At 61.0% G+C, this 23,798-nt stretch carries 23 protein-coding genes; 9 read left to right on the top strand and 14 right to left on the bottom strand.

Features of this window, described 5'->3' with window-relative positions:
• Positions 1 to 68 precede the first annotated feature (68 nt).
• Positions 69 to 536 (bottom strand): ferritin-like domain-containing protein, encoded by a 468-nt coding sequence (locus tag ACW9IB_RS26005; protein WP_457369064.1) that lies wholly within the window; start codon positions 534 to 536, stop codon positions 69 to 71.
• 205 nt (positions 537 to 741) lie between these two features.
• Here ACW9IB_RS26005 and ACW9IB_RS26000 point away from each other — a divergent pair, with 205 nt between their 5' ends.
• Both ACW9IB_RS26000 and ACW9IB_RS25995 read left to right on the top strand, forming a co-directional pair.
• Positions 742 to 978, top strand: coding sequence for a DUF3820 family protein (locus ACW9IB_RS26000; protein ID WP_457369065.1), 237 nt, complete (start codon positions 742 to 744; stop codon positions 976 to 978).
• Positions 979 to 991: 13 nt separating this feature from the next.
• Positions 992 to 2,167: an aminotransferase class V-fold PLP-dependent enzyme gene (locus tag ACW9IB_RS25995; RefSeq protein ID WP_457415999.1), complete on the top strand. Its 1,176-nt coding sequence runs from the start codon at positions 992 to 994 to the stop codon at positions 2,165 to 2,167.
• A 142-nt stretch (positions 2,168 to 2,309) separates the two neighbouring features.
• On the opposite strand, the gene ACW9IB_RS25990 is transcribed toward ACW9IB_RS25995, so the two are convergent.
• From ACW9IB_RS25990 to zwf, 3 genes are read right to left on the bottom strand one after another with little or no spacing between them, the layout of a single operon-like run.
• Positions 2,310 to 2,975 (bottom strand): bifunctional 4-hydroxy-2-oxoglutarate aldolase/2-dehydro-3-deoxy-phosphogluconate aldolase, encoded by a 666-nt coding sequence (locus ACW9IB_RS25990; RefSeq protein ID WP_457415997.1) that lies wholly within the window; start codon positions 2,973 to 2,975, stop codon positions 2,310 to 2,312.
• A gap of 17 nt (positions 2,976 to 2,992) precedes the next feature.
• Complete coding sequence (gene pgl / locus ACW9IB_RS25985; RefSeq protein WP_457415995.1) at positions 2,993 to 3,706, bottom strand: 6-phosphogluconolactonase; 714 nt, start codon at positions 3,704 to 3,706, stop codon at positions 2,993 to 2,995.
• Positions 3,693 to 5,159: a glucose-6-phosphate dehydrogenase gene (gene zwf, locus ACW9IB_RS25980; protein WP_457369069.1), complete on the bottom strand. Its 1,467-nt coding sequence runs from the start codon at positions 5,157 to 5,159 to the stop codon at positions 3,693 to 3,695. Before zwf ends, pgl begins: the two co-directional genes overlap by 14 nt.
• Before the next feature lie 220 nt (positions 5,160 to 5,379).
• On the opposite strand from zwf, the gene ACW9IB_RS25975 reads away from it, so the two are divergent.
• Positions 5,380 to 6,240: a MurR/RpiR family transcriptional regulator gene (locus ACW9IB_RS25975; RefSeq protein WP_457369075.1), complete on the top strand. Its 861-nt coding sequence runs from the start codon at positions 5,380 to 5,382 to the stop codon at positions 6,238 to 6,240.
• Between the two features lie 98 nt (positions 6,241 to 6,338).
• Here the strand turns inward: ACW9IB_RS25975 and ACW9IB_RS25970 are convergent, their stop codons facing one another.
• The 10 genes from ACW9IB_RS25970 to ACW9IB_RS25925 all read right to left on the bottom strand — a co-directional run bounded on the left by ACW9IB_RS25970 (position 6,339) and on the right by ACW9IB_RS25925 (position 17,693).
• On the bottom strand, positions 6,339 to 7,184 hold the full coding sequence (locus ACW9IB_RS25970; protein ID WP_457369070.1) for a D-hexose-6-phosphate mutarotase: 846 nt from the start codon (positions 7,182 to 7,184) through the stop codon (positions 6,339 to 6,341).
• Positions 7,185 to 7,399: 215 nt separating this feature from the next.
• Positions 7,400 to 8,746, bottom strand: coding sequence for a carbohydrate porin (locus ACW9IB_RS25965; protein WP_457369071.1), 1,347 nt, complete (start codon positions 8,744 to 8,746; stop codon positions 7,400 to 7,402).
• A gap of 136 nt (positions 8,747 to 8,882) precedes the next feature.
• The gene (locus tag ACW9IB_RS25960; protein WP_457369072.1) at positions 8,883 to 10,046 is read right to left on the bottom strand and encodes an ABC transporter ATP-binding protein; all 1,164 of its coding nucleotides are present in this window, start codon (positions 10,044 to 10,046) and stop codon (positions 8,883 to 8,885) included.
• Between the two features lie 2 nt (positions 10,047 to 10,048).
• Positions 10,049 to 10,894, bottom strand: a complete 846-nt coding sequence (locus ACW9IB_RS25955) for a carbohydrate ABC transporter permease (RefSeq protein WP_457369073.1) — start codon at positions 10,892 to 10,894, stop codon at positions 10,049 to 10,051.
• Positions 10,887 to 11,795, bottom strand: coding sequence for a carbohydrate ABC transporter permease (locus ACW9IB_RS25950; protein ID WP_457415993.1), 909 nt, complete (start codon positions 11,793 to 11,795; stop codon positions 10,887 to 10,889). Before ACW9IB_RS25950 ends, ACW9IB_RS25955 begins: the two co-directional genes overlap by 8 nt.
• 179 nt (positions 11,796 to 11,974) lie before the next feature.
• Complete coding sequence (locus ACW9IB_RS25945) at positions 11,975 to 13,261, bottom strand: ABC transporter substrate-binding protein (protein WP_457369141.1); 1,287 nt, start codon at positions 13,259 to 13,261, stop codon at positions 11,975 to 11,977.
• Positions 13,262 to 13,365: 104 nt separating this feature from the next.
• Positions 13,366 to 14,625 (bottom strand): D-mannose isomerase, encoded by a 1,260-nt coding sequence (locus ACW9IB_RS25940; RefSeq protein WP_457415991.1) that lies wholly within the window; start codon positions 14,623 to 14,625, stop codon positions 13,366 to 13,368.
• A gap of 179 nt (positions 14,626 to 14,804) precedes the next feature.
• A complete protein-coding gene (locus ACW9IB_RS25935) occupies positions 14,805 to 15,638 on the bottom strand; it encodes an ATPase (protein ID WP_457415990.1) in 834 nt (277 codons plus the stop codon).
• Positions 15,639 to 15,748: 110 nt separating this feature from the next.
• Entirely contained in the window at positions 15,749 to 16,747 is a 999-nt protein-coding gene (locus tag ACW9IB_RS25930) for an NAD-dependent epimerase/dehydratase family protein (protein WP_457415989.1), read from the bottom strand.
• A gap of 52 nt (positions 16,748 to 16,799) precedes the next feature.
• Complete coding sequence (locus ACW9IB_RS25925) at positions 16,800 to 17,693, bottom strand: LysR family transcriptional regulator ArgP (protein ID WP_457415988.1); 894 nt, start codon at positions 17,691 to 17,693, stop codon at positions 16,800 to 16,802.
• Positions 17,694 to 17,793: 100 nt separating this feature from the next.
• Between ACW9IB_RS25925 and ACW9IB_RS25920 the strand changes: the two genes are divergently transcribed.
• The 6 genes from ACW9IB_RS25920 (at position 17,794) to ACW9IB_RS25895 (ending at position 23,667) form a co-directional block, all read left to right on the top strand.
• Positions 17,794 to 18,195, top strand: coding sequence for an ACT domain-containing protein (locus ACW9IB_RS25920; protein ID WP_457415987.1), 402 nt, complete (start codon positions 17,794 to 17,796; stop codon positions 18,193 to 18,195).
• 5 nt (positions 18,196 to 18,200) lie between these two features.
• On the top strand, positions 18,201 to 18,800 hold the full coding sequence (locus ACW9IB_RS25915; protein ID WP_457369135.1) for a LysE/ArgO family amino acid transporter: 600 nt from the start codon (positions 18,201 to 18,203) through the stop codon (positions 18,798 to 18,800).
• A gap of 178 nt (positions 18,801 to 18,978) precedes the next feature.
• Complete coding sequence (locus ACW9IB_RS25910; RefSeq protein WP_017125974.1) at positions 18,979 to 19,575, top strand: superoxide dismutase; 597 nt, start codon at positions 18,979 to 18,981, stop codon at positions 19,573 to 19,575.
• 132 nt (positions 19,576 to 19,707) lie between these two features.
• Positions 19,708 to 19,941: a hypothetical protein gene (locus tag ACW9IB_RS25905; protein WP_457415986.1), complete on the top strand. Its 234-nt coding sequence runs from the start codon at positions 19,708 to 19,710 to the stop codon at positions 19,939 to 19,941.
• A 203-nt stretch (positions 19,942 to 20,144) separates the two neighbouring features.
• Complete coding sequence (locus ACW9IB_RS25900; protein ID WP_457415985.1) at positions 20,145 to 22,196, top strand: putative bifunctional diguanylate cyclase/phosphodiesterase; 2,052 nt, start codon at positions 20,145 to 20,147, stop codon at positions 22,194 to 22,196.
• A 127-nt stretch (positions 22,197 to 22,323) separates the two neighbouring features.
• Positions 22,324 to 23,667 (top strand): imelysin family protein, encoded by a 1,344-nt coding sequence (locus tag ACW9IB_RS25895; RefSeq protein ID WP_457415984.1) that lies wholly within the window; start codon positions 22,324 to 22,326, stop codon positions 23,665 to 23,667.
• Positions 23,668 to 23,798: the final 131 nt, after the last annotated feature.

Raw genomic sequence — 23,798 nt, 5'->3', positions numbered from 1 at the left:
ATCTACCACTTTCGCGAGCAAGCCCGCTCCCACACAAGCCCGCTCCCACAGGGGTTACAACACAGGACTTACGACTGAGCGCGGGCCTGGTTACGCAGGGCTTTCACTTGGTCGTGATTGCGTTGCGCGCCGTGGTACTGACGCTCGACCAGATCACGAATGCCCAGCAGATTGTGCTTGTTGATCTTCTCGATCGCTTCTTTGTAAGCCTTCAGCGCATGGTCTTCGCCACGCTCGGCTTCGTTCAGCACAGCCTCTTCGTCCTTGCCGGTAAGCATCGACTTGACGTCGACCCAGCCACGGTGCAGTGCACCGGCAACGCTGCCGGAATTTTCCGGATCTCCGCCCAAGGCACGAACGGCGGTCTTCAGCTCGGCGGCGGCCGTAGCGCAGTCGGCGGAACGCTTGGCGAACAGAGCCTTGAGTTCTGGGTGCTTGATGTCCTCAGCGCACTCCTTGAAACCCTTTTGGCCGTCGATGCTGGTTTCGATCAGGTCGTTCAGTACGGAGATCGATTCTTTATTGATGTCAGTCATTTTTCAATTCCTTGTACGGGTTAGAAGGTTGTCTTAGTGGTTGCAGCGCCCGTGCCAGGTTTTAAATTATAAAATTAACTATATATTTCAATTAGTTACGATAAATTGAACCATCTGTATGGACGTTATTTGCATGATCTGTCATTTGGCCTTCATGCAGAATGCCTGTATTTTCCAGGCTCCCGATACGAACACCCGAGCCTTCATGAATCCCGAAAAACTCGAGCTGCTGATCACCCGCGAAATGCCCTACGGCAAGTACAAGGGACGGATCCTCGCGGATCTGCCCGGCCCTTACCTGAATTGGTTTGCCCGTCAGGGGTTTCCCCACGGCGAGCTGGGCGGCCTGCTCGCGCTGATGCATGAAATCGACCACAACGGCCTCTCCGATCTGCTCGAACCGCTGCGCGTCAAACACGGTAAACCCGCCCCTCGCCATTAAGAGCGCCCCACCCATGCCACGGAATGCAGGTAACGAACGTCACTGGCACGCGATCGCCCAGCGCTATGACCTGGAGCCCGGGCCGATCAATCTGGAAAACGGCTACTTCGGGCGCATGAGCCGTGCGGTCCAGGCGCAGTACCTGGAGCATCTGGCGTTTATCAACCGCAGCAACTCGGTGTACGTACGCCAACGCTTCGAACAGGGCGAAAACGTCGAGCTCCGACGTCAGTTGGCCGAGTTGATCAACGCCGACCCCGAGTCCGTGGCGTTTACCCGCAACGCCACCGAAGCCCTGCAATCGCTGATCCGCAACTACAACCGTCTGCAACCGGGTGATCAGGTGCTGATCAGCGATCTGGAGTACGACACGGTCAAAGGCGCCATGCGTTGGTTGGCGGGCACGCGTGGTGTCGAGGTGATAGAACTGTCCCACACGCATCCGGCCAGTTTCGACAGCCTGGTGCAAACGTATCGCACTGCCTTCGAGCAGCACCCGCGTTTAAGGCTGATGGCGCTGACCCACGTCACCCATCGCACCGGCCTGGTGATGCCGGTGGCGGCCATTGCCCAAACCGCGCGGGAATATGCCATCGACGTGATTCTCGACGGCGCCCACGCCCTCGGCCAGCTCGACTTCAACCTCGCCGAGCTGGGCATTCAGTTCGCCGGCTTCAACCTGCACAAGTGGATCGGCTCGCCGCTGACCCTGGGTTTCCTGTACATCGCCCCCGAGCGCCTGGCCGATATCGACCCGGATATGGGCGAGTTTCACTACCCGGCGACCGACGTGCGCGCACGCACGTCCTACAGCACACCGAATTTTCCGGCACTGATGACTTTGCCTCTGGTGCTTGAGGAGCATCGTGCATTGGGCGGCGCTGCGGCCAAAGGCGCACGGGTGAATTACCTGCGGGATCTGTGGGTGCGCCAGGCAAGGCCGTTGCCGGGCATTGAAGTTCTTACGCCGGATGACCCACGCCTGTATTGCGGGATTACGGCATTCAAATTCAGCGGGCGCGATCAACAGGTGATGGCCGAGCGCTTGCTCAAGGACTACAACCTGTTCACCACCACCCGCGTCGGTGCGTCGTTTGGTACCTGTATTCGGGTGACACCTGGGTTGGTGACCTCGGCTGCGGACATCGATGTCTTGGTCAACGCCATCACCGAACTCAACACCCACTAAACCTGTGGGAGCTGGCTTGCCTGCTCCCACATTTGAACCTCAGCGTTCTTGGTTTTTCTGCGGGCAAAAAAAATGCGGTACACCGACCAAGTGCACCGCAAAAATGCCGTCAAGCACAGCAACAACGATTCGATAAATCAGATCAATCCAGCAGCGCCAGCGCCTCGGCGGTGACTTCCTGGATACGGGCCCAGTCGCCGTTCTTGACCCACTCCGGGTCCAGCATCCAGCTACCACCCACGCACATCACGTTTTTCAACGCCATGTAGTTTTTGATGTTGGCCGGGCCCACGCCGCCGGTCGGGCAGAACTTCACCTCACCGAACGGGCCGCCCAGCGCCTTGATGGCCGCCACGCCGCCGCTGACTTCAGCGGGGAACAGCTTGAAGCGGCGATAACCCAATGCGTAGCCTTCCATGATGCCGGAGGCATTGCTGATGCCCGGCAGCAGCGGAATCGAGCTGGCGACCGAGGCTTCCAGCAAGTCGTGGGTGATGCCTGGGGTCACGATGAACTGCGAGCCGGCCACTTCTGCCGCTTCGAGCATGTGACGGTCGAGCACGGTGCCGGCACCGGTGCACAGCTCGGGGCGCTGCTCACGCAACACCTGAATGGCCTTGAGACCGAACTGGGAACGCAGGGTCACTTCCAACGCGGTCAAACCACCGGCTGCCAGGGCATCGGCCAGCGGCAGGATGTCCTGTTCGCGGGCGATGGTGATCACCGGCAGGATCCGCGCCTTGGCGCAGAGGCTGTCGATCAGGGCAACTTTGTCCGCCATGGACACGGTCGGTTGAGGGCTTTTCATAGCGGCTGATCCTTGGCTCATGGGCACCAGTAAATCTCTAATGTAGGTTGCAAAAACGCGCGAATCGGCATGGCAGCGACATCGTCACTGGCCAGCGCGGCGCTCAAGGTAGTCAATTTCGAACTGCCGGAAATCGACAGCACGGTGTAGCGAGCGGTGGCCAACAGCGCGCGACTCATGGTCAGGCGTTGATGCGGTACCGTCGGCGCCAGCATCGGCCAGCAACGGCGGGTACCGTCGGCCTGCAGGGCTTCGTTCAGGTTCGGGCTGTCGGGAAACAGCGATGCGGTGTGGCCGTCATCGCCCATGCCCAGCACCAGCACATCGATGGCTGGCAGCTCGCCCAGCAGGCGGTCGGCCTGCAAGGCAGCGTCTTCAACATTGGCCGCGGCGTTGTAAAGGCTCAGGAACTTTGCCTTGGCCGCCGGCCCTTTCAACAAATGCTGCTTCAACAAACCGGCGTTGCTGTCGGCGTGCTCCACCGGCACCCAGCGCTCGTCGGCCAGGGTGATGGTGACGTTGGACCAGTCCAGTTCCTGCTTGGCCAGGTTCTGGAAAAACGCCACCGGGCTGCGTCCACCGGACACCACCAGCGTCGCCTGGCCACGGGCGCCAAGGGCTGCGCGCAGTTGCGCGGCCACGTCATCGGCCAGCCCTTCGGCCAGCAGCACCGGCGTGCGGTACTCGTGGGCGCTCACGCCCTGGGGCAGTTTCAATTCAGATATCGCCATACCACGACCTCCCATCCCGCGTGATCAGTGCAATGGAGCTCATCGGCCCCCAGGACCCCGCCGCATACGGCTTGGGCGCATCACCGGATTTCTTCCATCCGGCGATCAACTGGTCACACCACTTCCACGCGGCTTCGATTTCATCTTTACGCACGAACAGGTTCTGATTGCCGTGCATGACTTCCAGCAACAACCGCTCGTAGGCATCGGGAATCCGCGCGCTGCGATAGGTGTCGGAAAAATTCAGTTGCAGCGGGCCGCTGCGTAGTTGCATGCCCTTGTCCAGGCCCTGTTCCTTGGTCATCACGCGCAAGGAAATGCCTTCGTCCGGTTGCAGGCGAATGATCAGTTTGTTGCTGATCTGCAGGCGCTGCTCAGGGGCGAAGATGTAGTGGGACGGTTCCTTGAAGTGGATGACGATCTGCGACAGCTTCTGCGGCATGCGCTTGCCGGTGCGCAGGTAGAACGGCACCCCGGCCCAACGCCAGTTGCGGATATCGGCCCGCAGGGCGACGAAGGTTTCGGTGTCGCTCTGGGTGTTGGAATTCTCTTCTTCCAGGTAACCCGGTACCGGCTTGCCGGCGCTGTAACCGGCGATGTACTGGCCGCGCACGACCTGAGTGGTCAGGCCTTCCGGACTGATCGGCGCCAGGGCCTTGAGCACCTTGACCTTCTCATCGCGAATGCTGTCGGCGGACAGGTCGGCCGGCGGGTCCATGGCAATCAGGCAAAGCAGCTGCAACAGGTGATTCTGGATCATGTCGCGCAGTTGGCCGGCCTTGTCGAAATAACCCCAGCGGCCTTCGATACCCACTTGCTCGGCCACGGTGATTTCCACGTGGGAGATGTAGTTCTGGTTCCACTGGGTTTCGAACAGGCTGTTGGCAAAACGCAGGGCAATCAGGTTCTGGACCGTTTCCTTGCCCAGGTAGTGGTCGATGCGGTAGGTGCGGTTTTCCGGGAAGAACTGCGCCACGGCGTCGTTGACCTTGCGCGAGGATTCCAGGTCCGAGCCGATGGGTTTCTCCAGCACCACGCGGGTGTTTTCCGCCAGGCCGACCTTGGACAGGTTCTCGCAGATCGCGCCATACACGGCTGCCGGTGTGGCGAAGTAGGCAATCAGGGTTTGTGCGGTACCGGCGATTTCCGCCAGGGCGACATAATCGTCGGCATTCTTGAAGTCGACGTGCACGTAGGTCAGACGGGCCAGGAAGCGCTGAGCGATGGCTTCGTCCAATTCCTTGCCGACGTATTTACGCAATTCTTTTTCGATGTGGGCCACGTGCTTCGGCGCGTCACCGGCCTCACGGGCCAGAGCGAGAATGCGGGTGTCGTCGTGCAAGAGCCCGGCGCCATCGAGTTGATAGAGGGCAGGAAATAACTTGCGCAGCGCCAGATCACCCAAGGCGCCAAACAGGGCAAAGGTGCAGGGTTCTACGGTTATCGAAGGCATGATGTTTGTTCTTTTATCAAGTTAAGCTACAAATACCTTTTTTTAAGGCATCACTCAAGGAAAAATGTAGTAATAACCACAACATTTTCCCAAAATACGCATTCCGAGTGGTGGTGTTCAGCTACCCTCAGTAGGATAGGCCACCGCAAAGGGCCACTGGTCGATTGGCCGCTGCCCCCTAATTTGCATCGTCGCCCGAAGGAAAGATTGAATGGACCGCGTGCGAAATCTCCTGGAACAGATCCAGAGCCGCCTCGAAGAATTGAACAAGGCCGAGCGCAAAGTCGCAGAAGTCATCCTGCTCAACCCGCAGCAGGCCACCCGCTTCTCGATCGCCGCCCTCGCCCAGGCCGCCTCGGTCAGTGAGCCGACGGTCAACCGCTTCTGCCGCTCGTTCGGCGTGAGCGGCTACCCTGAACTGAAATTGCAGTTGGCGCAAAGCCTGGCCAGTGGCGCGGCGTATGTCAGCCGCGCGGTGGAAGCCGATGATAACCCTGCGGCCTACACCCAGAAGATCTTTGGCAGCGCCATTGCTTCCCTGGACAGCGCCTGCCAGGCCCTGGACCCGACCTTGATCAGCAAGGCCGTCGACCTGCTGATCCAGGCCCGGCAAATCCACTTCTTCGGCCTGGGTGCGTCAGCCCCGGTGGCGATGGATGCGCTGCACAAATTCTTTCGTTTCAACCTGGCGGTAACCGCCCATGCCGACGTGCTGATGCAACGCATGATCGCCTCGGTGGCGCATACCGGTGAGTTGTTCGTGATCATTTCCTACACCGGGCGCACCCGTGAGTTGGTGGAAGTGGCGCGCATCGCACGCAGCAACGGCGCGTCCGTGCTGGGCGTGACCGCCGAGAACTCGCCGCTGGCCAAGGCCAGCACGGTGAGCCTGAACATCCCGCTGCCGGAAGACACCGATATCTACATGCCGATGACCTCGCGGATCATCCAGCTGACGGTACTGGACGTGCTGGCCACCGGCATGACCCTGCGCCGTGGCGTGGACTTCCAGCCGCACTTGCGCAAGATCAAGGAGAGCTTGAATGACAGCCGGTATCCGGTGGGGGATGAATTCAACTAGCAGCTGAAATCGCCATCGCAGGCAAGCCAGCTCCCACAGGGGAATGCATTCCAAATGTGGGAGCTGGCTTGCCTGCGATAGCGCCAGCAGCTACACCGCTAAACCCCAGCCCTGGCCTGCAGACTCAAATGCGCCCTCTCCCCCGGCGCCAGGCTCGCCCCGGCCATCGCCGACTCCACGCACACAAACCCCGATGCCTCGTTGAAACTCACCCCCAGCAGTGGCCGGGCACCTGGATGCCACACCACCGTGTCAGCGCTGTCGCCAGTGTCGATGCACAATTCGCGCTGCCAGGCGTGATCCTTGAGGTGCAATTCGCCGTCGTGCTGGAATACCCGCTGGCACCCGCCTTCCACCCGTAACTCACCCTCCTGCTGGCAGATCTGGCGATTGAGCTGGTCATAGCCCTGCGCACCATCGAGCCCAGACAGCGCTATCTCGTCGACGTGACCAATACGCCAATAAGCATGCAGCGCATGGCTCAACTGGCACGGCAGCTCGTCCTGATGCTCAGTGCTCAGACGCAGTTCCAGGGTTTCGCCCAGGTGCGCGTGCAGGTCCACCTGCCAGTCGCACAACTGCAATTGCCAATGCAGGCGCACGCCCTCGTCGTCGGTGCTGCTGTCGAGCAGTTTCCAGTCGATCAAGCGCGCCCAACCATGGGACGGCCACGCGTTCTCGCTGGGGTGGCGGCCATACCACGGCCAACACACCGGCACGCCACCGCGAATGGCGCCGACTTGTGGCCATTTCGCGGCGCACCATAGCCAGGGCTTCTGCCCAGTCGGCTGGAAATGCAGCAATTGCGCGCCCTGGCGACTGAACACCGCCTGGCACAGCGGATGGTCGATCACCAACACGTCGCGCATCTGAAAACGTTCCCAGGCGAACACCGGCCGCTCGCGCAGGGATTTGAAAAAGCGTTGCAACGGATGCTCATGCATGTGCCACGGTCCTGAATGTCTTTTGTGGGAGCTGGCTTGCCTGCGATGGTATCAACGCGGCTTGCCTGTCGTACCGAGTCGTCTGGATCGCAGCGGTGCGGCGATCCGACAAGCCAGCTCCCACAGGGAGATGTGCTCCCCTTCCTCAAAAAAAAGCGGGTAGCCATGGCTACCCGCAAAATGCGCACAGAGAGAAGGAGCTTATCGCAACAGCGTTAGAACGTAGTCTGAATTTTCAGGCCTGCGACCAATGCGTTGTCGACTTCTTTAACACCGCCCGGGTTTTTGATGTATTGCAGGTTCGGACGTACGGTCAGCCAGTTGGTAACGTGGACACCGTAGTTGAGTTCGACGTTGTACTCGGTGTTGCGCAGCGGTGCGAAACCCGCCTGGTCGTAGTCGGTGAAACCGCCGGCGGCGTTGAGCAGCTCGGAGTTCTTCTTCACGTCACTGTTGGCGTGAATACGGGAAACACCGATACCGATGTCATCCTTGGTACGCGCGTCGAATGGACCTTTGTACACGAGCATCAACGACTGGTAGTTGTCGACCAGGTTGGTGTCTTTGTCGTGGAAGGTCACGTTGGCCGCGATGTTCAGGCCGCGGGAAGCGTCGCCGTTGTGCGTGGTGAGTTGCTGTTGCAGAACACCCCAGTAGCCGGTCTTGCTGCTGCGAACACGGAAAGCTGCGCCTGTGGTGCCCGCGTCGTTACCGTTGACGTCTTCACGTACGTCGGTCGCGTCGGCCGTGCTCTTGTAGTAACCCACACGGTATTCGCCCGGCAGGCCATTGACCTTCGGCGACCAGACCAATTCCACCGGCAGTACGGTGCCCTTGGTGCCGCTGCCGCTGAGCTTGAAGCCGTTGCCGTGCTCCAGCTGCGAAGGGTTCTGGTTGTATGCACCGATCTGCGCATACAGCTCAGGCGTGATGTTGTACTTCACGCGGATGGCCGCCTGGCTGACAGGCCAGTTGTACCAGGTGTTCACGTAGTTACCCACTTGCGAGCCGCAGAACGACAGGTTCTGGAAGTCGCACGGGAAGGTGTTGAAGTCTTCGCCTTCGCCGAAGTAGCCGAGCTTCACGTCCAGCTTGTTGTCGAACATCTGGTGCTGGATCCAGAACTGGGTCAGACGCACCATGTGGCCACGACCATCCACCTCTTGCGACGAACTCAAGGTGCCGGCACGCGGGTCGCCAATACGGTCATTGGAGATGTTGTAACCATTCCGGTTGGTCAACTGGATCTTGGCCTGGGTGTTATCCCAGCCCCACAGTTTTTGCAGGTCCAGTGCTACGCCCAGACCGACCTGGTCAGCGTAACGGGCAGTCTTGTCATCGTTGAAGCCGCCATGCAGGTTGGCGCCCATTTCCCCGACGTAGTCAGCCTTGATGTCGATACCTTGCTCGATCAGCTTGGTACGCTCCCCGCCCCAATCACCGGTCATCCATTTGGAATCGGAGCTGAATGCATCGGCCGCCATCGCATTGGCGGACAATACAAGGGCTGCTGCTGCTGACAGTTGGCAGATCAGCCGGGTGTTGTTGTGTTGCTTTTTCATCCCTACATCCTCGTCTTTATTGTTATTAAACTGTTTTTATCTAACGCGGTTTACTTTTTTTAACTAAAACAACAACTTATCTTGCTTTTCCTGTGATAGTCGGCTTGCCCGCGATGCAGGCAACCCGGCCCTTCAGTTACAACGTGCCGATGCCATCGCGGGCAAGTCCGGCTCCCACAGGGGCAGGCTGTGACTGCGCGGTGCCCAGGCGCTCGCCGGTCTTGGCGTCGAACAGCAACACCTTGGCCGGATCGAATTGCAGGGTCAGGGTCTCGCCCACTTGCGGCGCCACGTCCGGCGCCAGGCGGCAGCAGACCTTGGTGTCATTCAGTTGCACGAACACCAGAGTGTCCGGGCCGGTCGGCTCGGTGACCTGGACTTCGGCACGGATGCTCGACGCCGGATTGCCCTCGCCCGCCGCCAACATGATCTGCTCCGGGCGCAGGCCCAAGATCACATCGCGGTCTTCAAGGCCGGCATCCGTCACGTTCAACGCCAGCTCGCAACGGGCCTGGCCGCTGTCGAGCGGGGCCACCAGGCGGCCGTCCTTGCGTTGCAGGCGCAGGGGCACGAAGTTCATCGGCGGCGAACCAATGAAGCTCGCCACGAACTGGTTGGCCGGATTGTTGTAGATCTCTTTCGGCGTACCGAACTGCTGGATGATGCCGTCCTTCATCACCGCAACCTTGTCGCCCAGGGTCATCGCTTCGATCTGGTCGTGGGTCACGTAGACCGTAGTGGTCTTGAGGCGCTGGTGCATCAGTTTCATTTCGGTGCGCATCTCGACGCGCAGCTTGGCGTCGAGGTTGGACAGCGGCTCGTCGAACAGGTAGATCTTCGGACGACGCGCCAGGGCACGGCCCATGGCCACACGCTGCTGCTGGCCACCGGACAGTTGGCCCGGCTTGCGGTTGAGCAAGTGTTCGATCTGCAGCAGCTTGGCCACGCGCGCCACTTCGGCGTCGATGTCGGCCTGGCTCATCTTGCGAATCTTCAGGCCGAACTCGATGTTCTCGCGCACGCTCATGGTCGGGTACAGCGCGTAGGACTGGAACACCATGGCGATGTCACGGTCCTTGGGGCTCATGCCGCTGACGTCCTGGTCGCCGATCATGATGGCGCCGCCGGTGATGGTCTCCAGGCCCGCGATGCAGTTCATCAAAGTGGACTTACCGCAGCCCGAAGGGCCCACCAGGATCAGGAACTCACCGTCCTTGATCGACAGTTCGATGTTCTTCAGGGTGTCCGGCAGGCCGGCGCCGTAGGTCTTGTTTACGTTACGAAGTTCGAGCGTTGCCATGATTACCCCTTGACTGCGCCGGCCGTCAGCCCGCGCACGAAATACTTGCCTGCGACCACATAGACCAGCAGGGTCGGCAGCCCGGCGATCATCGCCGCCGCCATGTCCACGTTATATTCCTTGGCCCCGGTGCTGGTGTTGACCAGGTTGTTCAGCGCCACGGTGATGGGCTGGGAATCGCCGCTGGAGAACACCACGCCGAACAGGAAGTCGTTCCAGATCTGCGTGAACTGCCAGATCAGGCAGACCATGATGATCGGCGTCGACATCGGCAGAATGATCTGACGGAAGATGGTGAAGAACCCTGCACCGTCCAGGCGTGCGGCCTTGATCAGCGCATCCGGAATGCTCACGTAGTAGTTACGGAAGAACAGTGTGGTGAACGCCAGGCCGTAGACCACGTGCACAAACACCAGGCCGGTGGTGGTGCTCGCCAGGCCCATCTTGCCGAGGGTGAACGAGGCCGGCAGCAACACGGTCTGGAACGGCAGGAAGCAGCCGAACAACAGCAGGCCGAAGAACAGCTGCGAGCCTTTGAAGCGCCAGAACGACAGCACATAGCCGTTCAGCGCACCGATGGCGGTGGAGATCAGTACTGCCGGGACAGTGATCTTGATCGAGTTCCAGAAGTAACCATCCACGGTGGCCCAGGCCTTGACCCAGCCAATGGCGGTGACCGCCGTCGGCCAGCTCAGCAGGTTGCCGGTGCTGATGTCTTCCGGGGTCTTGAAGCTGGTGAGCAACATCACCACCAGCGGTACCAGGTACAGCAGCACTGCGAGGATCAGCACCGCATAGATCGCGATGCGACTCAGGCTGATGGCGGGTTTGGAGGCGAGACTAGTCATGACGCTTGGTCCTCAGCTCGGAATAGAGGTAAGGCACGATGATCGCGAGGATCGCACCCAGCATCAGGATTGCACTGGCCGAACCCATGCCCATCTGGCCACGGCTGAAGGTGAACGAGTACATGAACATCGCCGGCAGGTCGGACGAGTAGCCCGGGCCGCCTGCGGTCATCGCCGCCACCAGGTCGAAGCTCTTGATCGCGATGTGCGCCAGAATCATCACCGCACTGAAGAACACCGGACGCAGGCTCGGCAGCACCACGCTCCAGTAGATGCGCGGCATGCTTGCGCCGTCGATCTGGGCGGCACGCACGATCGATTGATCGACGCCGCGCAGGCCGGCGAGGAACATCGCCATGATGAAGCCGGAGGCTTGCCACACAGCGGCGATCACCAGGCAGTAGACCACGCGGTCCGGGTCGATCAGCCAGTCCAGACGGAAGCCTTCCCAGCCCCAGTCACGCAGGAGTTTGTCCAGGCCCATGCCCGGGTTGAGCAGCCATTTCCAGGCGGTACCGGTGACGATCATGGAGAGCGCCATCGGGTACAGGTAAATGGTGCGAATAAAGCCTTCACGACGGATTTTCTGGTCGAGGAAGATCGCCAGGGTCACGCCGATGACCAAGGTAATGCCGATGAACATCCCGCCAAAAACAGCCAGGTTCTTGCTCGCAACCCACCAGCGATCGTTGTCGAACAACCGCGCGTATTGCGCCAGGCCCGCCCATTTATAGGTTGGCAGAAACGTTGAATTGGTGAACGACAGCACGAACGTCCACAGGATGTAGCCGTAGAAGCCCACCAGAACGATGAACATGCTGGGCGCCAGCACCAGTTTGGGAAGCCAGCGCTGCAGTGCATCGAACGGCGAGGCCTTGCTGAACACAGCAACAGAACTCATGGGAAAATCCAGTACAGGGAAAAAGGACTAGCCAAAAAAACTTGTGAAGCTGGCTTTATGTGGGAGCGGGCTTGCTCGCGAAGCAGGCGACACGGTGTCACCGTTACACCGAGGTGATGCCTTCGCGAGCAAGCCCGCTCCCACACAAGCCCGGCGTCCACAAAACGCCGCTGCCGGTATTACTTGGCAGACTTGATCGCAGCGCCGAGTTTCTTGGCGGTGTCGGCCGGGTCGGCTTTCGGGTCGTTGATGTAGTTGGTCACGACATCGAAGAACGCACCTTGCACCGCCAGGGTCGTGGCCATGTTGTGGGCCATGCTTGGTTGCAGGCCGCCGGTCTTGGCGTCAGCCAGGAAGTCCTTGGCGGCGGTCTGGGCGCAGGAGTCGAAGCCGTACGAGTCCATCTTGTTCAGCATGTCGTTGCGCACAGGGATCGAGCCCTTGTTGATGCTGAACACTTTCTGGAAGTTTTCACCCAGCACGACTTTGGCGATGTCCTGCTGACCCGCAGCGGTGCCTTTGTCTTTCTGCTTGAAGACCGCCAGGGAGTCGATGTTGTAGGTGAAGGCTTTGTCGGTGCCCGGGAAGGCTACGCACTCGTAGTCCTTGCCGGCGACTTTCTTGGCGGCGGTCCATTCGGACTTGGCCCAGTCGCCCATGATCTGCATGCCGGCCTTGCCGTTGATGACTTTGCCGGCTTCCAGGTTCCAGTCCTGGCCTTTGCCGTCGACGTCCATGTAGGTCGCGACTTTCTTCAGTTCGGTCAGGGCCTTGACCATTTCCGGACCGGTCAGCGCGCCGTTGTCCAGGTCGACCAGGGCTTTTTTGTAACCATCGGCACCCATCACCGACAGAACCACGGCTTCGAACACGGTGCTGTCCTGCCAAGGCTGGCCACCGTGGGCGAGCGGAATGAAGCCCGCGGCCTTGAGCTTGTCACCGGCTGCGTAGAATTCTTCGAGGGTGGTCGGGTTCTTGGTGATACCGGCTTTCTTGAAGACTTCCGGGTTGATCCACAGCCAGTTCACACGGTGGATGTTGACCGGCACGGCGACGTAGTCACCTTCGTACTTCACGGTATCGGAGACTTTCTTGTCGAGCAGGGAGTCCCACTTTTCTTCTTTGGCGACGTCTTTGAGCACGTCGGTGTCGAGCAGGCCAGTGGAAGCCCATTCCTGGATGTCGGGGCCTTTGATCTGGGCAACGCCAGGCGGATTGCCGGCGACCGCGCGGCTTTTCAGCACGGTCATGGCAGTGGCGCCACCGCCACCTGCGACGGCACCGTCTTTCCAGGTGAAACCGTCTTTTTCAACTTGGGCCTTCAGCACATCAACAGCCGCTTTCTCGCCACCGGAAGTCCACCAGTGCACGACTTCAACCGTCCCTTTCGAGTCGGCTGCAAACGCAGTGAGGGGAAACAACGAGGCAATGGAAATAGCAACGGCGAGGCGATTAATCGCGTTCATCTGAGTACCTTTTCTTGTTGTTATGCATGCAAGTCTGAGGCTTGCGCTGCACGGAGTTTAAACAGGGATTTTTGAGGCGCAGGTAACAAAGGGATGCACAAATGTCACCAGCTGGTGACATAGCGCCCAGCCCCGATTGCACTGGCCATGCTGGGCGCCAACGGCAGCGCCGGCAGCAATACCGCTTGCCAGGCGTGGTACAGGTCCGGCTTGCCACCCCAGATCTTGCTGCTGGGCTGGTTGCGCGGGCTGAGTTCGTGATGCCAGCTGCCGTGGATCCGGTCGATGAACCGGGTTTCGCAGAACTCCCAGAAACGCCGGTACCAGGTTTCGTAATGCAGCTCGCCGGTACGCTTGAGCAAGGCTTGGGCGGCGGCGGCGGCTTCGGCGTGAGTCCAATGCAGACGTTCGCGCACCACCGGGCGCTGGTTCCAGTCCAGGGTGTAGACGATGCCCGGGGCGCCGTCCACGGCCCAGGCATATTCACAGGCGCTGGCGAACAGCCCTTTGGCGGCGGTCACCAGCCAGTCTGGCGTGACCAGCCCGGCTTGCAGGCGCGCGGCCTCCAGGTGCAGCACCAGCCGCGCCCATTCGAAACCGTGGCCGGGAGTGACCCCATAAGGACGGAACCCGTCAGCGGGATTGTCTTCGTTGTAGCCAAGCAAAGGCTGCCAATGGGCGTCGAAATGCTCGATCACCATGAACTGGTTGCCGGCGGCATGGGTATGGATCACGCGCTCGACAATGCGCAGTGCGCGGTCGAGCCAGCGGGTGTCACCGGTCACATCGGCGAGGGCGAGGAAGGCTTCGGTCGCGTGCATGTTGCTGTTGGCGCCGCGATAGGCCTCGATGCCGCTCCAGTCCCGGGCGAAGGACTCGAGCATCACGCCCTCCTCCTCGCTCCAGAAAAACTGGTCGATGATGTGGATGGCGTCATTCAACAAGGTCTGCGCACCAGGAGCACCGGCCACCACCGCGGAACTCGCGGCCAGGGCGACAAAGGCATGCAGGTAGGCGGCCTTGCCGGTGTTGCCGTCCAAGGCCTTGGGCGTGGCGAACCAGCCACCGTGTTCACTGTCATGCAGCGGGCCGCTGAGGGCGGCCACGCCGTGTTCAACCAACTCCGCGTAGCCCGGCAGGCCCAAGGCGTGGGCCATGGCGAAGCTGTGGGTCATGCGGGCGGTGTTCATGGTTTCGGCGCGGGCATCGGCCGGTAATCGGCCTTTGTCGTCCAGGTTGCCGAAGCCGTCGGGCAGTCGGGAAGCCTTGGCGAATGACAACAGGCGCTGGCCTTCGGCAGCAAGCCAGGCGTGATGGGCAGGAGCGTTCAGCCAACTGCTGGCAGGCAGTGGTTGCGTGGTCATGGGTAGCCCTTATTGTTTTTTGTGGGATGCCCGGAGTCTAAACAAGGGCTGCACGAGGGCAAGTAACGAAGGGCAAGGGAAATGTCACTGAGTGGTGACATTTAAATATGAGAGAGCACCTTGTGGTGAGCGGGCTTGCCCGCTCACCACAAGAACCCCGCTCATCATAAACGCCGGCGTTACTGGCCGCGCGCTGGCGCGCTGAGTTGCTGTTGCAGGTTCTGCACCTGGCTCTGCAAGGTGGTGATGTTGCGGGTGGTCTGGATGCGGAACACGTCGAACTCCTTGTTGGTCGGCGCATCGCTGTTGGCCGGCTGGCTGTCCTGCGCGCTCTTGAGTACCACCAGGTCCTGTTCGAGACGGGCAATGGCCGCGCTCGGGTTGCCCTGCTTCTTCAAGGCAGCGACATCGGCGGAGAGGTCCTTGATTTCGGTGTCGCGCTTGCCGGCATCACCCTGCGCCGCCTTGAGGGTGGCAACCGCATCGGTCAATGCCTGCACCTGGCCTTGCAGCTTGCTGTTGGCGTTGGACAGGTCGGTGGTGCTGGCGGTCATTTGCGCCAGGCGCTTGTCCAGCTCGGTGGCCTGGCCCGCCACGCCGACCTGTTGCTTGCCCTGCTCCTGCAACTGGCTTTCCAGTTGCTTGATCTGCAATTTAAGCGCTTCGCTGCCATTGTTCACACTGGCCTCACTGGCCACCACCTTGCCGGAAATATCCTGCAGGCGTCCCGCCGCTTCTTCGCTGATGCGCGCAAAGCTTTCCTGGGTCGCGACCAATTGCTGGCCCATCAGGGAAATCTGCTGGAAGCTCCACCAGGCAAGACCAGCGAAGGCGATCAGCAGCGCGCCGATCAAGGCCCACAATGGGCCGGTACTGGCGCTCTTGACCTTGACCACCGGCGTCGTGCGCGAGCGTACGGAGGTGGCGGCGGAAGGTTCGAAATCATCATCGTCCCCGTGATCGGCCCGCAGGCTGGGAACGTTGTCGAAGTCGTCGTTGGCATCGTTGCGCATGAATCAACCCTGAATCGGAGAGATGGCGACGGGAGTATAAACCGCAGTCCCGCCGCACTGATCGACCCGGAACCGAGAATTCGGTTCCCGATGTGTTGCCGGTTGTGAACCTACTTCAACCCCGGATCCTGGGCTTTCCACCAACTGCAGAACTCGTCGAGGGCCGCCCACAGGCTGACCTTGGGGTCGTAGTCCAGATAATGCCTCGCGCGACTGATGTCGAGGGTGAAATCTTTGTTCATGACCTGCATGCCCAGCCGCGACAGGGCCGGTTCCGGGCGCCCCGGCCACAGGGCGCAAAAGGCCTCGTTCAACGCCGCCACGCTGTAGGACAGGCCGTAGGAGCGATACCGGGTCACTTGGGGCATTTCCATCTGGCGCATCACATAATTCACCACATCCCACACCGGCACTGGCGTGCCATTGCTGATGTTGTAGGCCTTGCCCAGCGCCGAACCGGTGGCGAGCAAACTGCTCAGCAAGGCCTCGTTGAGGTTGTGCACACTGGTGAAGTCGACCTTGTTCAGACCGTCGCCGACAATGGCCAGGCGGTTCTTGCGCTGCATTCTCAGCAGGCGCGGGAAGATGCTCATGTCACCGGCGCCGGTGACGAAGCGCGGGCGCAGGGCCAGCACCTCGAGGCCGAACTCCTGGGCACCGAACACCTTTTGTTCGGCCAGGTACTTGGTGGCGGCATAGGGATGCTTGAAACGCTTGGGGACTTGCTCCTCGGTCAGCCCCAGGTGGTCACGCCCGTCAAAATAGATCGACGGCGACGACAGGTGCACCAGCCGCCCGACACGTTGTTTGAGGCAGGCCTCGACGACATTTTCGGTGACCAGCACGTTGCCTTGATGGAAGTCCTGGTATTTGCCCCACAACCCCACCGCGCCGGCACAATGCACCACCGCTTCGACATCGCGGCACAGCTCGCGCACCAGGTCGGCGTCGTTCAGATCACCCTGGATAAACTCGGCGCCGCGCCGTACCAGGTGCTCTACACCTTCGGCGCGTCGCCCGTTGACCCGCACGTCCAGGCCCTGCTCCAGGGCGAAACGCGCAAAGCGTCCACCAATGAAGCCGCTTGCGCCGGTGACCAGAATTTTCATGTATTACCCCGTGTACTTTCATTTTTCATCGCTGCTGCCTTGACGCCTGCCGTCACTCGAACGGCACCAACCATTGGCCACACGCCTCGGCCAAATGGTCGGTCAACAGACCGAGCAATTGTCCGCCGCTGCGCCAATGATGCCAGTACAACGGCACATCGATCGGCTTATCGGGCAACAGCTCCACCAATACGCCCAGCTTCAGTTGATCGCGCACTTGCAGTTCAGGCACCAGCCCCCAGCCGAGCCCCGCTTCGGTGAGGCGGATGAAACCTTCGGACGAAGGACATAAATGGTGCTCGAAACCACCGTCCACGCCGAGGGAAGCCAGGTAGCGATGTTGCAGGAAATCATCCGGGCCGAACACCAGTGCCGGTGTGCGTACCAACTGATCGGCTTGAACGCCACCGGGGAAATGCCGCGCTATAAATGCCGGACTGGCCAGCGCCCGGTAGCGCATGGCCCCCAACAGAAGGCTGCGGGCGCCCGCCACCGGGCGTTCGCTGGCGCAAATACAGGCCGCCACTTCACCAGCGCGCATGCGTTTGAGGCCGACGGTCTGGTCTTCCACCACCAGGTCCAGCAGCAGGTGCTGTTCAGCGCAAAAGTCACTGACGGCAGCGGCCCACCAGGTGGCGAGGCTGTCGGCATTCAACGCGATGCGCAGGCGCTCGGGCATGCCTTCTTCATCCAGCGCCGGCACCTGGCCTTGCAGGTCGCGCTCCAGCAACCGCACCTGCTGCACATGGTTGAGCAGGCGTCGGCCGATGTCGGTGGGTGTCGGCGGCGTGGCCCGCACCAGCACCGGCTGACCGATACGGGCTTCCAGCAGTTTGATGCGCTGGGAGATCGCCGATTGCGACAGCCCCAGCACCTGCGCCCCGCGTTCGAAGCCGGCCTGTTCCACCACCGCCGCGAGGGCAGACAACAATTTATAGTCGAACATCAGTTTCTCTAATGAGCGATCAGCAATATTGGTTTTTCTTATACAGCTTAGCCCGGGAAAATGACCAGCATGGCTTCTCTCTTTATCAAGGAATCTTCACATGGCCGGCGAAACCACCCTGACCACTCTGCTGCGCAGCATGAGCCCTCACCTGAATGACGGCGATTATGTGTTCTGCACCCTGCCCGACCACCGCATCCCTGCCGGTTGCGAGGTGGTTGGCAGCTTCCGCGAGCAGGAGGGTCTGACGCTGATCGTCGAACGCCGGCAAGCCGAACGGGCCGGACTGGCCTTCGACTACGTGGCGGCGTGGATCACTCTGAACGTGCATTCGGCGCTGGAGGCCGTCGGCCTGACCGCCGCATTCGCCACCGCGCTGGGCAAGGCCGGTATCAGTTGCAATGTGATCGCCGGCTATTACCACGATCACCTGTTCGTGGGCCGTGACGATGCGCAGCGCGCCATGGACGTCCTGCGGCAACTGGCAGCGGGCGCGGAGTAAAGTTTATGTGGCAAAGCTACTTGAACGGACTGCTGGTGGCCCTCGGCCTGATCATGGCCATCGGCACCCAGAATGCGTTTGTGCTGGCGCAAAGCCTGCGCCGTGAACATCACCTGCCCGTGGCGGCGCTGTGCGTGGTCTGTGATGCGCTGTTGGTGGCCGCCGGGGTATTCGGCCTGGCGACGGTGCTGGCGCAAAGCCCGGTGTTGCTGGCGGTGGCGCGCTGGGGCGGCGCGGCGTTTCTGTTGTGGTACGGCACCTGCGCCCTGCGCCGCGCCTGTTCGAAACAAAGCCTGGATCAGGGCGACACGCTCAAGGTGCGCTCCCTGCGCGCCGTGTTGCTGAGCGCTCTGGCCGTGACCCTGCTCAACCCGCACGTGTACCTGGACACCGTGCTGCTGATCGGCTCGCTCGGCGCTCAGCAAACCGAGCCCGGCGCCTATGTGGCCGGCGCCGCCAGCGCTTCGCTGCTGTGGTTCTCCACCCTGGCGCTCGGCGCGGCATGGCTCGCTCCCTGGTTGGCACGCCCGGCAACCTGGCGCCTGCTGGACCTGTTGGTGGCGGCGATGATGTTCAGCGTGGCCTATCAGTTGATCAGCGCCTGAGGCATATTCCAAAACGCTCTGGAACCTCTATCCCACACAGTTGTTGCGTGGTTTTGCCGCACCCCCGGTGCTATGATCCAGCCCCTGCGCCGCAAAGAGTACAAACTCCCCGGCGCTTGTTTGGCCGCCCGTGATCGGCCTTGCGCTCACCGCAACTGACCTGATTAGGAGAATCAACATGGCTTTCGAATTGCCGCCGCTGCCCTACGCACACGATGCCCTGCAGCCGCACATTTCCAAGGAAACCCTGGAGTTCCACCACGACAAGCACCACAACACCTACGTCGTGAACCTGAACAACCTGGTGCCAGGCACCGAGTTCGAAGGCAAAACCCTGGAAGAGATCGTCAAATCCTCTTCGGGCGGCATCTTCAACAACGCCGCTCAGGTCTGGAACCACACCTTCTACTGGAACTGCCTGGCGCCAAACGCCGGCGGTCAACCAACCGGCGCGCTGGCTGAAGCCATCAACGCAGCCTTCGGTTCGTTCGACAAGTTCAAGGAAGAATTCACCAAGACGTCCGTCGGCACCTTCGGTTCCGGTTGGGGCTGGCTGGTGAAAAAAGCTGACGGTTCCCTGGCCCTGGCCAGCACCATCGGCGCCGGCAACCCGCTGACCAGCGGCGACACCCCGCTGCTGACCTGCGACGTCTGGGAACATGCCTACTACATCGACTACCGCAACGTGCGTCCAAAGTATGTGGAAGCGTTCTGGAACCTGGTCAACTGGAAGTTCGTGGCTGAGCAGTTCGAAGGCAAGACCTTCACTGCCTAAGCACCGCTTGCAGTAAAAAGAGCCCGGCGATTGCCGGGCTTTTTTGTGGGTGATGGAACCAGACGACGAGCGTTAGCCACGCAGGCAGGGAGGGAGAGGAATTCGCCTCTTCTACCTGTCGGAGAATTCAATATGTCCATTGCAGCAGCTACAGCTATTCCACTGGTTGGCGATATCGTGAAGGCAGCACTTCCGGTGGCAGGAGAAGTTGTCAAAGCGGCCTCGGCACTTCTTCAGCCTTTCGCCAACGGTGCGGCGAAGAAGATCTTTGGTGAAGAGGAAAACACCTCGAACCAGACCGGCACCATCAACTTCGCGACCACCGTCGACAAGAAGATCACCTTCGACCTTCCCAACAAGGCGTAACCGTCACCCGACCGAGGCGCCGCTGAACGGCGGATGCACGTCTTCAGGCAGGCGGATACACATCCGCCTCGCTTCTCTTGCCTGATTCCGCCGCCCGAACACGTTTAACCCGCCCTTGCCCCAATGTTCCTTTGACTGCCTCCTCCAGATTGCCAATACTCATGGCATATTGAGGCTACCCGCAAGGAACAAGGAATGACCCTTTGAAGCTGGAACTCAAGAACAGCTTGTCGGTGAAGTTGCTACGGGTTGTGCTGCTGTCGGCATTGATCGTGGGTGTGGCGCTGAGCGTGGCGCAGATCGTTTTCGATGCCTACAAGACGCGCCAGGCCGTGGCCGGTGATGCGACGCGCATCCTCGACATGTTTCGCGACCCGTCGACCCAGGCCGTCTACAGCCTGGACCGCGAGATGGGCATGCAGGTCATCGAAGGTCTGTTCCAGGATGACGCCGTGCGGATGGCCTCCATCGGCCACCCCAACGAGACCATGCTGGCGGAAAAAAGCCGCGCCTTGCAGCAGGCGCCCAGCCGCTGGCTGACCGACTTGATTCTTGGCCAGGAACGCACCTTCACCACGCCCCTGGTCGGCAAAGGCCCCTACAGCGAATATTACGGCGACTTGAGTATCACCCTCGACACGGCCACCTACGGCCAGGGGTTCATCGTCAACTCGGTGATCATCTTCATTTCCGGAGTGTTGCGCGCCCTGGCCATGGGCCTGGTGCTGTATCTGGTCTATCACTGGCTGCTGACCAAACCTCTGTCGCGGATCATCGAACACCTGACCGCCATCAACCCGGACCGCCCCAGCGAACACAAGATCCCGCAGCTCAAGGGCCACGAACGCAATGAGCTGGGGCTGTGGGTCAACACCGCCAACCAGTTGCTCGAATCCATCGAACGCAATACCCATCTGCGCCATGAGGCGGAAACCAGCCTGCTGCGCATGTCCCAGTACGACTTCCTGACCGGTCTGCCCAACCGCCAGAAACTGCAGGAGCAACTGGACAAGATCCTGATCGACGCCGGTCGTCGGCAGCGGCGGGTCGCCGTGCTCTGCGTGGGGCTGGATGACTTCAAGAGCGTCAACGAACAGTTCACCTACCAGGCCGGCGACCAGTTGCTGCTGGCCCTGGCTGACCGGTTGCGCGCCCACAGCGGTCGCCTGGGCGCCCTCGCCCGCCTGGGTGGCGACCAGTTCGCGCTGGTGCAGGCTGATATCGATCAGCCCTACGAAGCCGCCGAATTGGCGCAAAGCATCCTGGATGACCTGGAAGCGGAATTCGCCCTCGACCACGAACAGATTCGCCTGCGGGCCACCATCGGCATCACCTTGTTTCCCGAAGACGGCGACAGCACCGAGAAGCTGCTGCAGAAAGCCGAACAGACCATGACCCTGGCCAAGAGCCGCTCGCGCAACCGCTACCAGTTCTATATCGCCAGCGTCGACAGCGAAATGCGCCGGCGTCGCGAGCTGGAAAAAGACTTGCGCGATGCCCTGGCGCGTAACCAGTTTCATCTGGTGTACCAACCGCAGATCAGCTACCGCGACCACCGCGTGGTCGGTGTGGAAGCACTGATCCGCTGGCAGCACCCGGAACACGGCCTGGTCCCGCCGGACCTGTTCATCCCCTTGGCCGAGCAGAACGGCACCATCATCCCGATTGGCGAATGGGTGCTGGACCAGGCCTGTCGCCAGTTGCGCGAATGGCACGACCTGGGCTTCACCGCGCTGCGCATGGCGGTGAACCTGTCCACCGTGCAGTTGCACCACACCGAGTTGCCGAGAGTGGTCAATAACCTGATGCAGATCTACCGCCTGCCGCCGCGCAGCCTGGAGCTGGAAGTCACCGAGACCGGCCTGATGGAAGACATCAGCACCGCCGCCCAGCACCTGCTGAGCCTGCGCCGTTCGGGGGCGTTGATTGCCATCGATGACTTCGGCACCGGTTACTCATCCCTGAGTTACTTGAAAAGCCTGCCGCTGGACAAGATCAAGATCGACAAGAGCTTCGTCCAGGACCTGCTGGACGATGACGACGACGCCACCATCGTGCGCGCCATTATCCAGCTGGGCAAAAGCCTGGGCATGCAGGTGATCGCCGAAGGCGTGGAAACCGCCGAGCAGGAGGCATACATCATCTCCGAAGGCTGCCATGAAGGTCAGGGCTACCACTACAGCAAACCCTTGCAGGCGCGGGAGCTGGCAGCGTTCCTGAAGCAGTCGGAGCGTAATAACGCAGTGATTCTCTGACAACGCAAAACGATACTGAATATTTCGCGCGCATAACGCTTTACACAAAATGCAAATCTTTCGCATTATGTCGCAGTTTTTGCGCTCCCCCGCGCGCCCTTTCAACAACCGAAGCAGGATGTTCGCCATGATTCGTATGCCCCTGGCCACCGCCAGTCTGCTGGCCATTGCCATTTCTCTCGCCGGCTGCGGCGAAGGTAAAGACAAGGCCGCCGCGCCTCAGGCGCCGACCCCGGCTGCCAGCACTACCGCTCCAGCGGCTGCCACCCCTGCCGGCCAGGTCGACGAAGCAGCCGCCAAGGCCGTGGTCGCGCATTACGCAGACATGGTGTTCGCGGTGTACAGCGACGCCGAGTCCACGGCGAAAACCCTGCAAACCGCCATCGACGCGTTCCTCGCCAAGCCGAACGACGAAACCCTGAAAGCCGCGCGTACTGCCTGGATCGCCGCCCGCGTACCTTACCTGCAGAGCGAAGTGTTCCGCTTCGGCAACACCATCATCGACGACTGGGAAGGTCAGGTGAACGCCTGGCCGCTGGACGAAGGCCTGATCGACTACGTCGACAAGTCCTACGAGCACGCCCTGGGTAACCCGGGCGCCACCGCCAATATCATCGCCAACACCGAGATCCAGGTCGGCGAAGACAAGGTCGACGTGAAGGACATCACCCCGGAAAAACTTGCCAGTCTCAACGAGCTGGGCGGTTCCGAGGCCAACGTCGCCACCGGCTACCACGCCATCGAATTCCTGCTCTGGGGCCAGGACCTGAACGGCACCGGCCCGGGCGCCGGCAACCGCCCTGCCTCGGACTACCTGACTGGCGACGGCGCCACCGGCGGCCACAATGAGCGTCGCCGTGCCTACCTGAGCGCCGTGACCCAATTGCTGGTCAGCGACCTGGAAGAAATGGTCGGCAACTGGAAACCCAACGTCGAAGACAACTACCGCGCCACCCTGGAGGCAGAACCTGCCACCGACGGCCTGCGCAAAATGCTGTTCGGCATGGGCAGCCTGTCCCTGGGCGAGCTGGCTGGTGAACGCATGAAGGTTTCCCTGGAGGCCAACTCGCCGGAAGACGAGCAGGACTGCTTCAGCGACAACACCCACAACTCGCACTTCTACGACGCCAAGGGTATCCGCAACGTCTACCTGGGCGAGTACACCCGTGTCGACGGTACCAAGCTGACCGGCGCCAGCCTGTCGTCCCTGGTGGCCAAGGTCGACCCTGCTGTCGACACCGCATTGAAAGCGGACCTGGCCGCCACCGAAGCGAAGATCCAGGTCATGGTTGACCACGCCGACAAGGGCGAGCACTACGACCAATTGATCGCGGCCGGCAACGACGCGGGCAACCAGATCGTGCGCGATGCCATCGCGGCCCTGGTCAAGCAGACCGGTTCGATCGAAGCCGCCGCCGGCAAGCTGGGCATCAGCGACCTGAACCCGGACAACGCCGATCACGAGTTCTGATCAGTGCTGCGTTGAAAAAGGCGACCTTCGGGTCGCCTTTTTTATGCGGCCTATCTGACTGCACACATCCCCTGTGGGAGCTGGCTTGCCTGCGATAGCGATCTGTCAATCAAGGAGTTTGTTGCTGATCT

Source organism: Pseudomonas sp. SDO524_S393 (genome assembly GCF_054071875.1).
The sequence above is the reverse complement of the archived record's forward strand: the minus strand, read 5'-3'. Positions and strand labels throughout refer to the sequence as shown.

Bases quoted from the DNA above. Each gene is read 5' to 3' on its own strand.
- ACW9IB_RS26005 (WP_457369064.1), bottom strand. From the start codon at position 536: ATGACTGACATCAATAAAGAATCGATCTCCGTACTGAACGACCTGATC.
- ACW9IB_RS26000 (WP_457369065.1), top strand. From the start codon at position 742: ATGAATCCCGAAAAACTCGAGCTGCTGATCACCCGCGAAATGCCCTAC.
- ACW9IB_RS25995 (WP_457415999.1), top strand. From the start codon at position 992: ATGCCACGGAATGCAGGTAACGAACGTCACTGGCACGCGATCGCCCAG.
- ACW9IB_RS25990 (WP_457415997.1), bottom strand. From the start codon at position 2,975: ATGAAAAGCCCTCAACCGACCGTGTCCATGGCGGACAAAGTTGCCCTG.
- pgl (WP_457415995.1), bottom strand. From the start codon at position 3,706: ATGGCGATATCTGAATTGAAACTGCCCCAGGGCGTGAGCGCCCACGAG.
- zwf (WP_457369069.1), bottom strand. From the start codon at position 5,159: ATGCCTTCGATAACCGTAGAACCCTGCACCTTTGCCCTGTTTGGCGCC.
- ACW9IB_RS25970 (WP_457369070.1), bottom strand. From the start codon at position 7,184: ATGCATGAGCATCCGTTGCAACGCTTTTTCAAATCCCTGCGCGAGCGG.
- ACW9IB_RS25965 (WP_457369071.1), bottom strand. From the start codon at position 8,746: ATGAAAAAGCAACACAACAACACCCGGCTGATCTGCCAACTGTCAGCA.
- ACW9IB_RS25960 (WP_457369072.1), bottom strand. From the start codon at position 10,046: ATGGCAACGCTCGAACTTCGTAACGTAAACAAGACCTACGGCGCCGGC.
- ACW9IB_RS25955 (WP_457369073.1), bottom strand. From the start codon at position 10,894: ATGACTAGTCTCGCCTCCAAACCCGCCATCAGCCTGAGTCGCATCGCG.
- ACW9IB_RS25950 (WP_457415993.1), bottom strand. From the start codon at position 11,795: ATGAGTTCTGTTGCTGTGTTCAGCAAGGCCTCGCCGTTCGATGCACTG.
- ACW9IB_RS25945 (WP_457369141.1), bottom strand. From the start codon at position 13,261: ATGAACGCGATTAATCGCCTCGCCGTTGCTATTTCCATTGCCTCGTTG.
- ACW9IB_RS25940 (WP_457415991.1), bottom strand. From the start codon at position 14,625: ATGACCACGCAACCACTGCCTGCCAGCAGTTGGCTGAACGCTCCTGCC.
- ACW9IB_RS25935 (WP_457415990.1), bottom strand. From the start codon at position 15,638: ATGCGCAACGATGCCAACGACGACTTCGACAACGTTCCCAGCCTGCGG.
- ACW9IB_RS25930 (WP_457415989.1), bottom strand. From the start codon at position 16,747: ATGAAAATTCTGGTCACCGGCGCAAGCGGCTTCATTGGTGGACGCTTT.
- ACW9IB_RS25925 (WP_457415988.1), bottom strand. From the start codon at position 17,693: ATGTTCGACTATAAATTGTTGTCTGCCCTCGCGGCGGTGGTGGAACAG.
- ACW9IB_RS25920 (WP_457415987.1), top strand. From the start codon at position 17,794: ATGGCCGGCGAAACCACCCTGACCACTCTGCTGCGCAGCATGAGCCCT.
- ACW9IB_RS25915 (WP_457369135.1), top strand. From the start codon at position 18,201: ATGTGGCAAAGCTACTTGAACGGACTGCTGGTGGCCCTCGGCCTGATC.
- ACW9IB_RS25910 (WP_017125974.1), top strand. From the start codon at position 18,979: ATGGCTTTCGAATTGCCGCCGCTGCCCTACGCACACGATGCCCTGCAG.
- ACW9IB_RS25905 (WP_457415986.1), top strand. From the start codon at position 19,708: ATGTCCATTGCAGCAGCTACAGCTATTCCACTGGTTGGCGATATCGTG.
- ACW9IB_RS25895 (WP_457415984.1), top strand. From the start codon at position 22,324: ATGATTCGTATGCCCCTGGCCACCGCCAGTCTGCTGGCCATTGCCATT.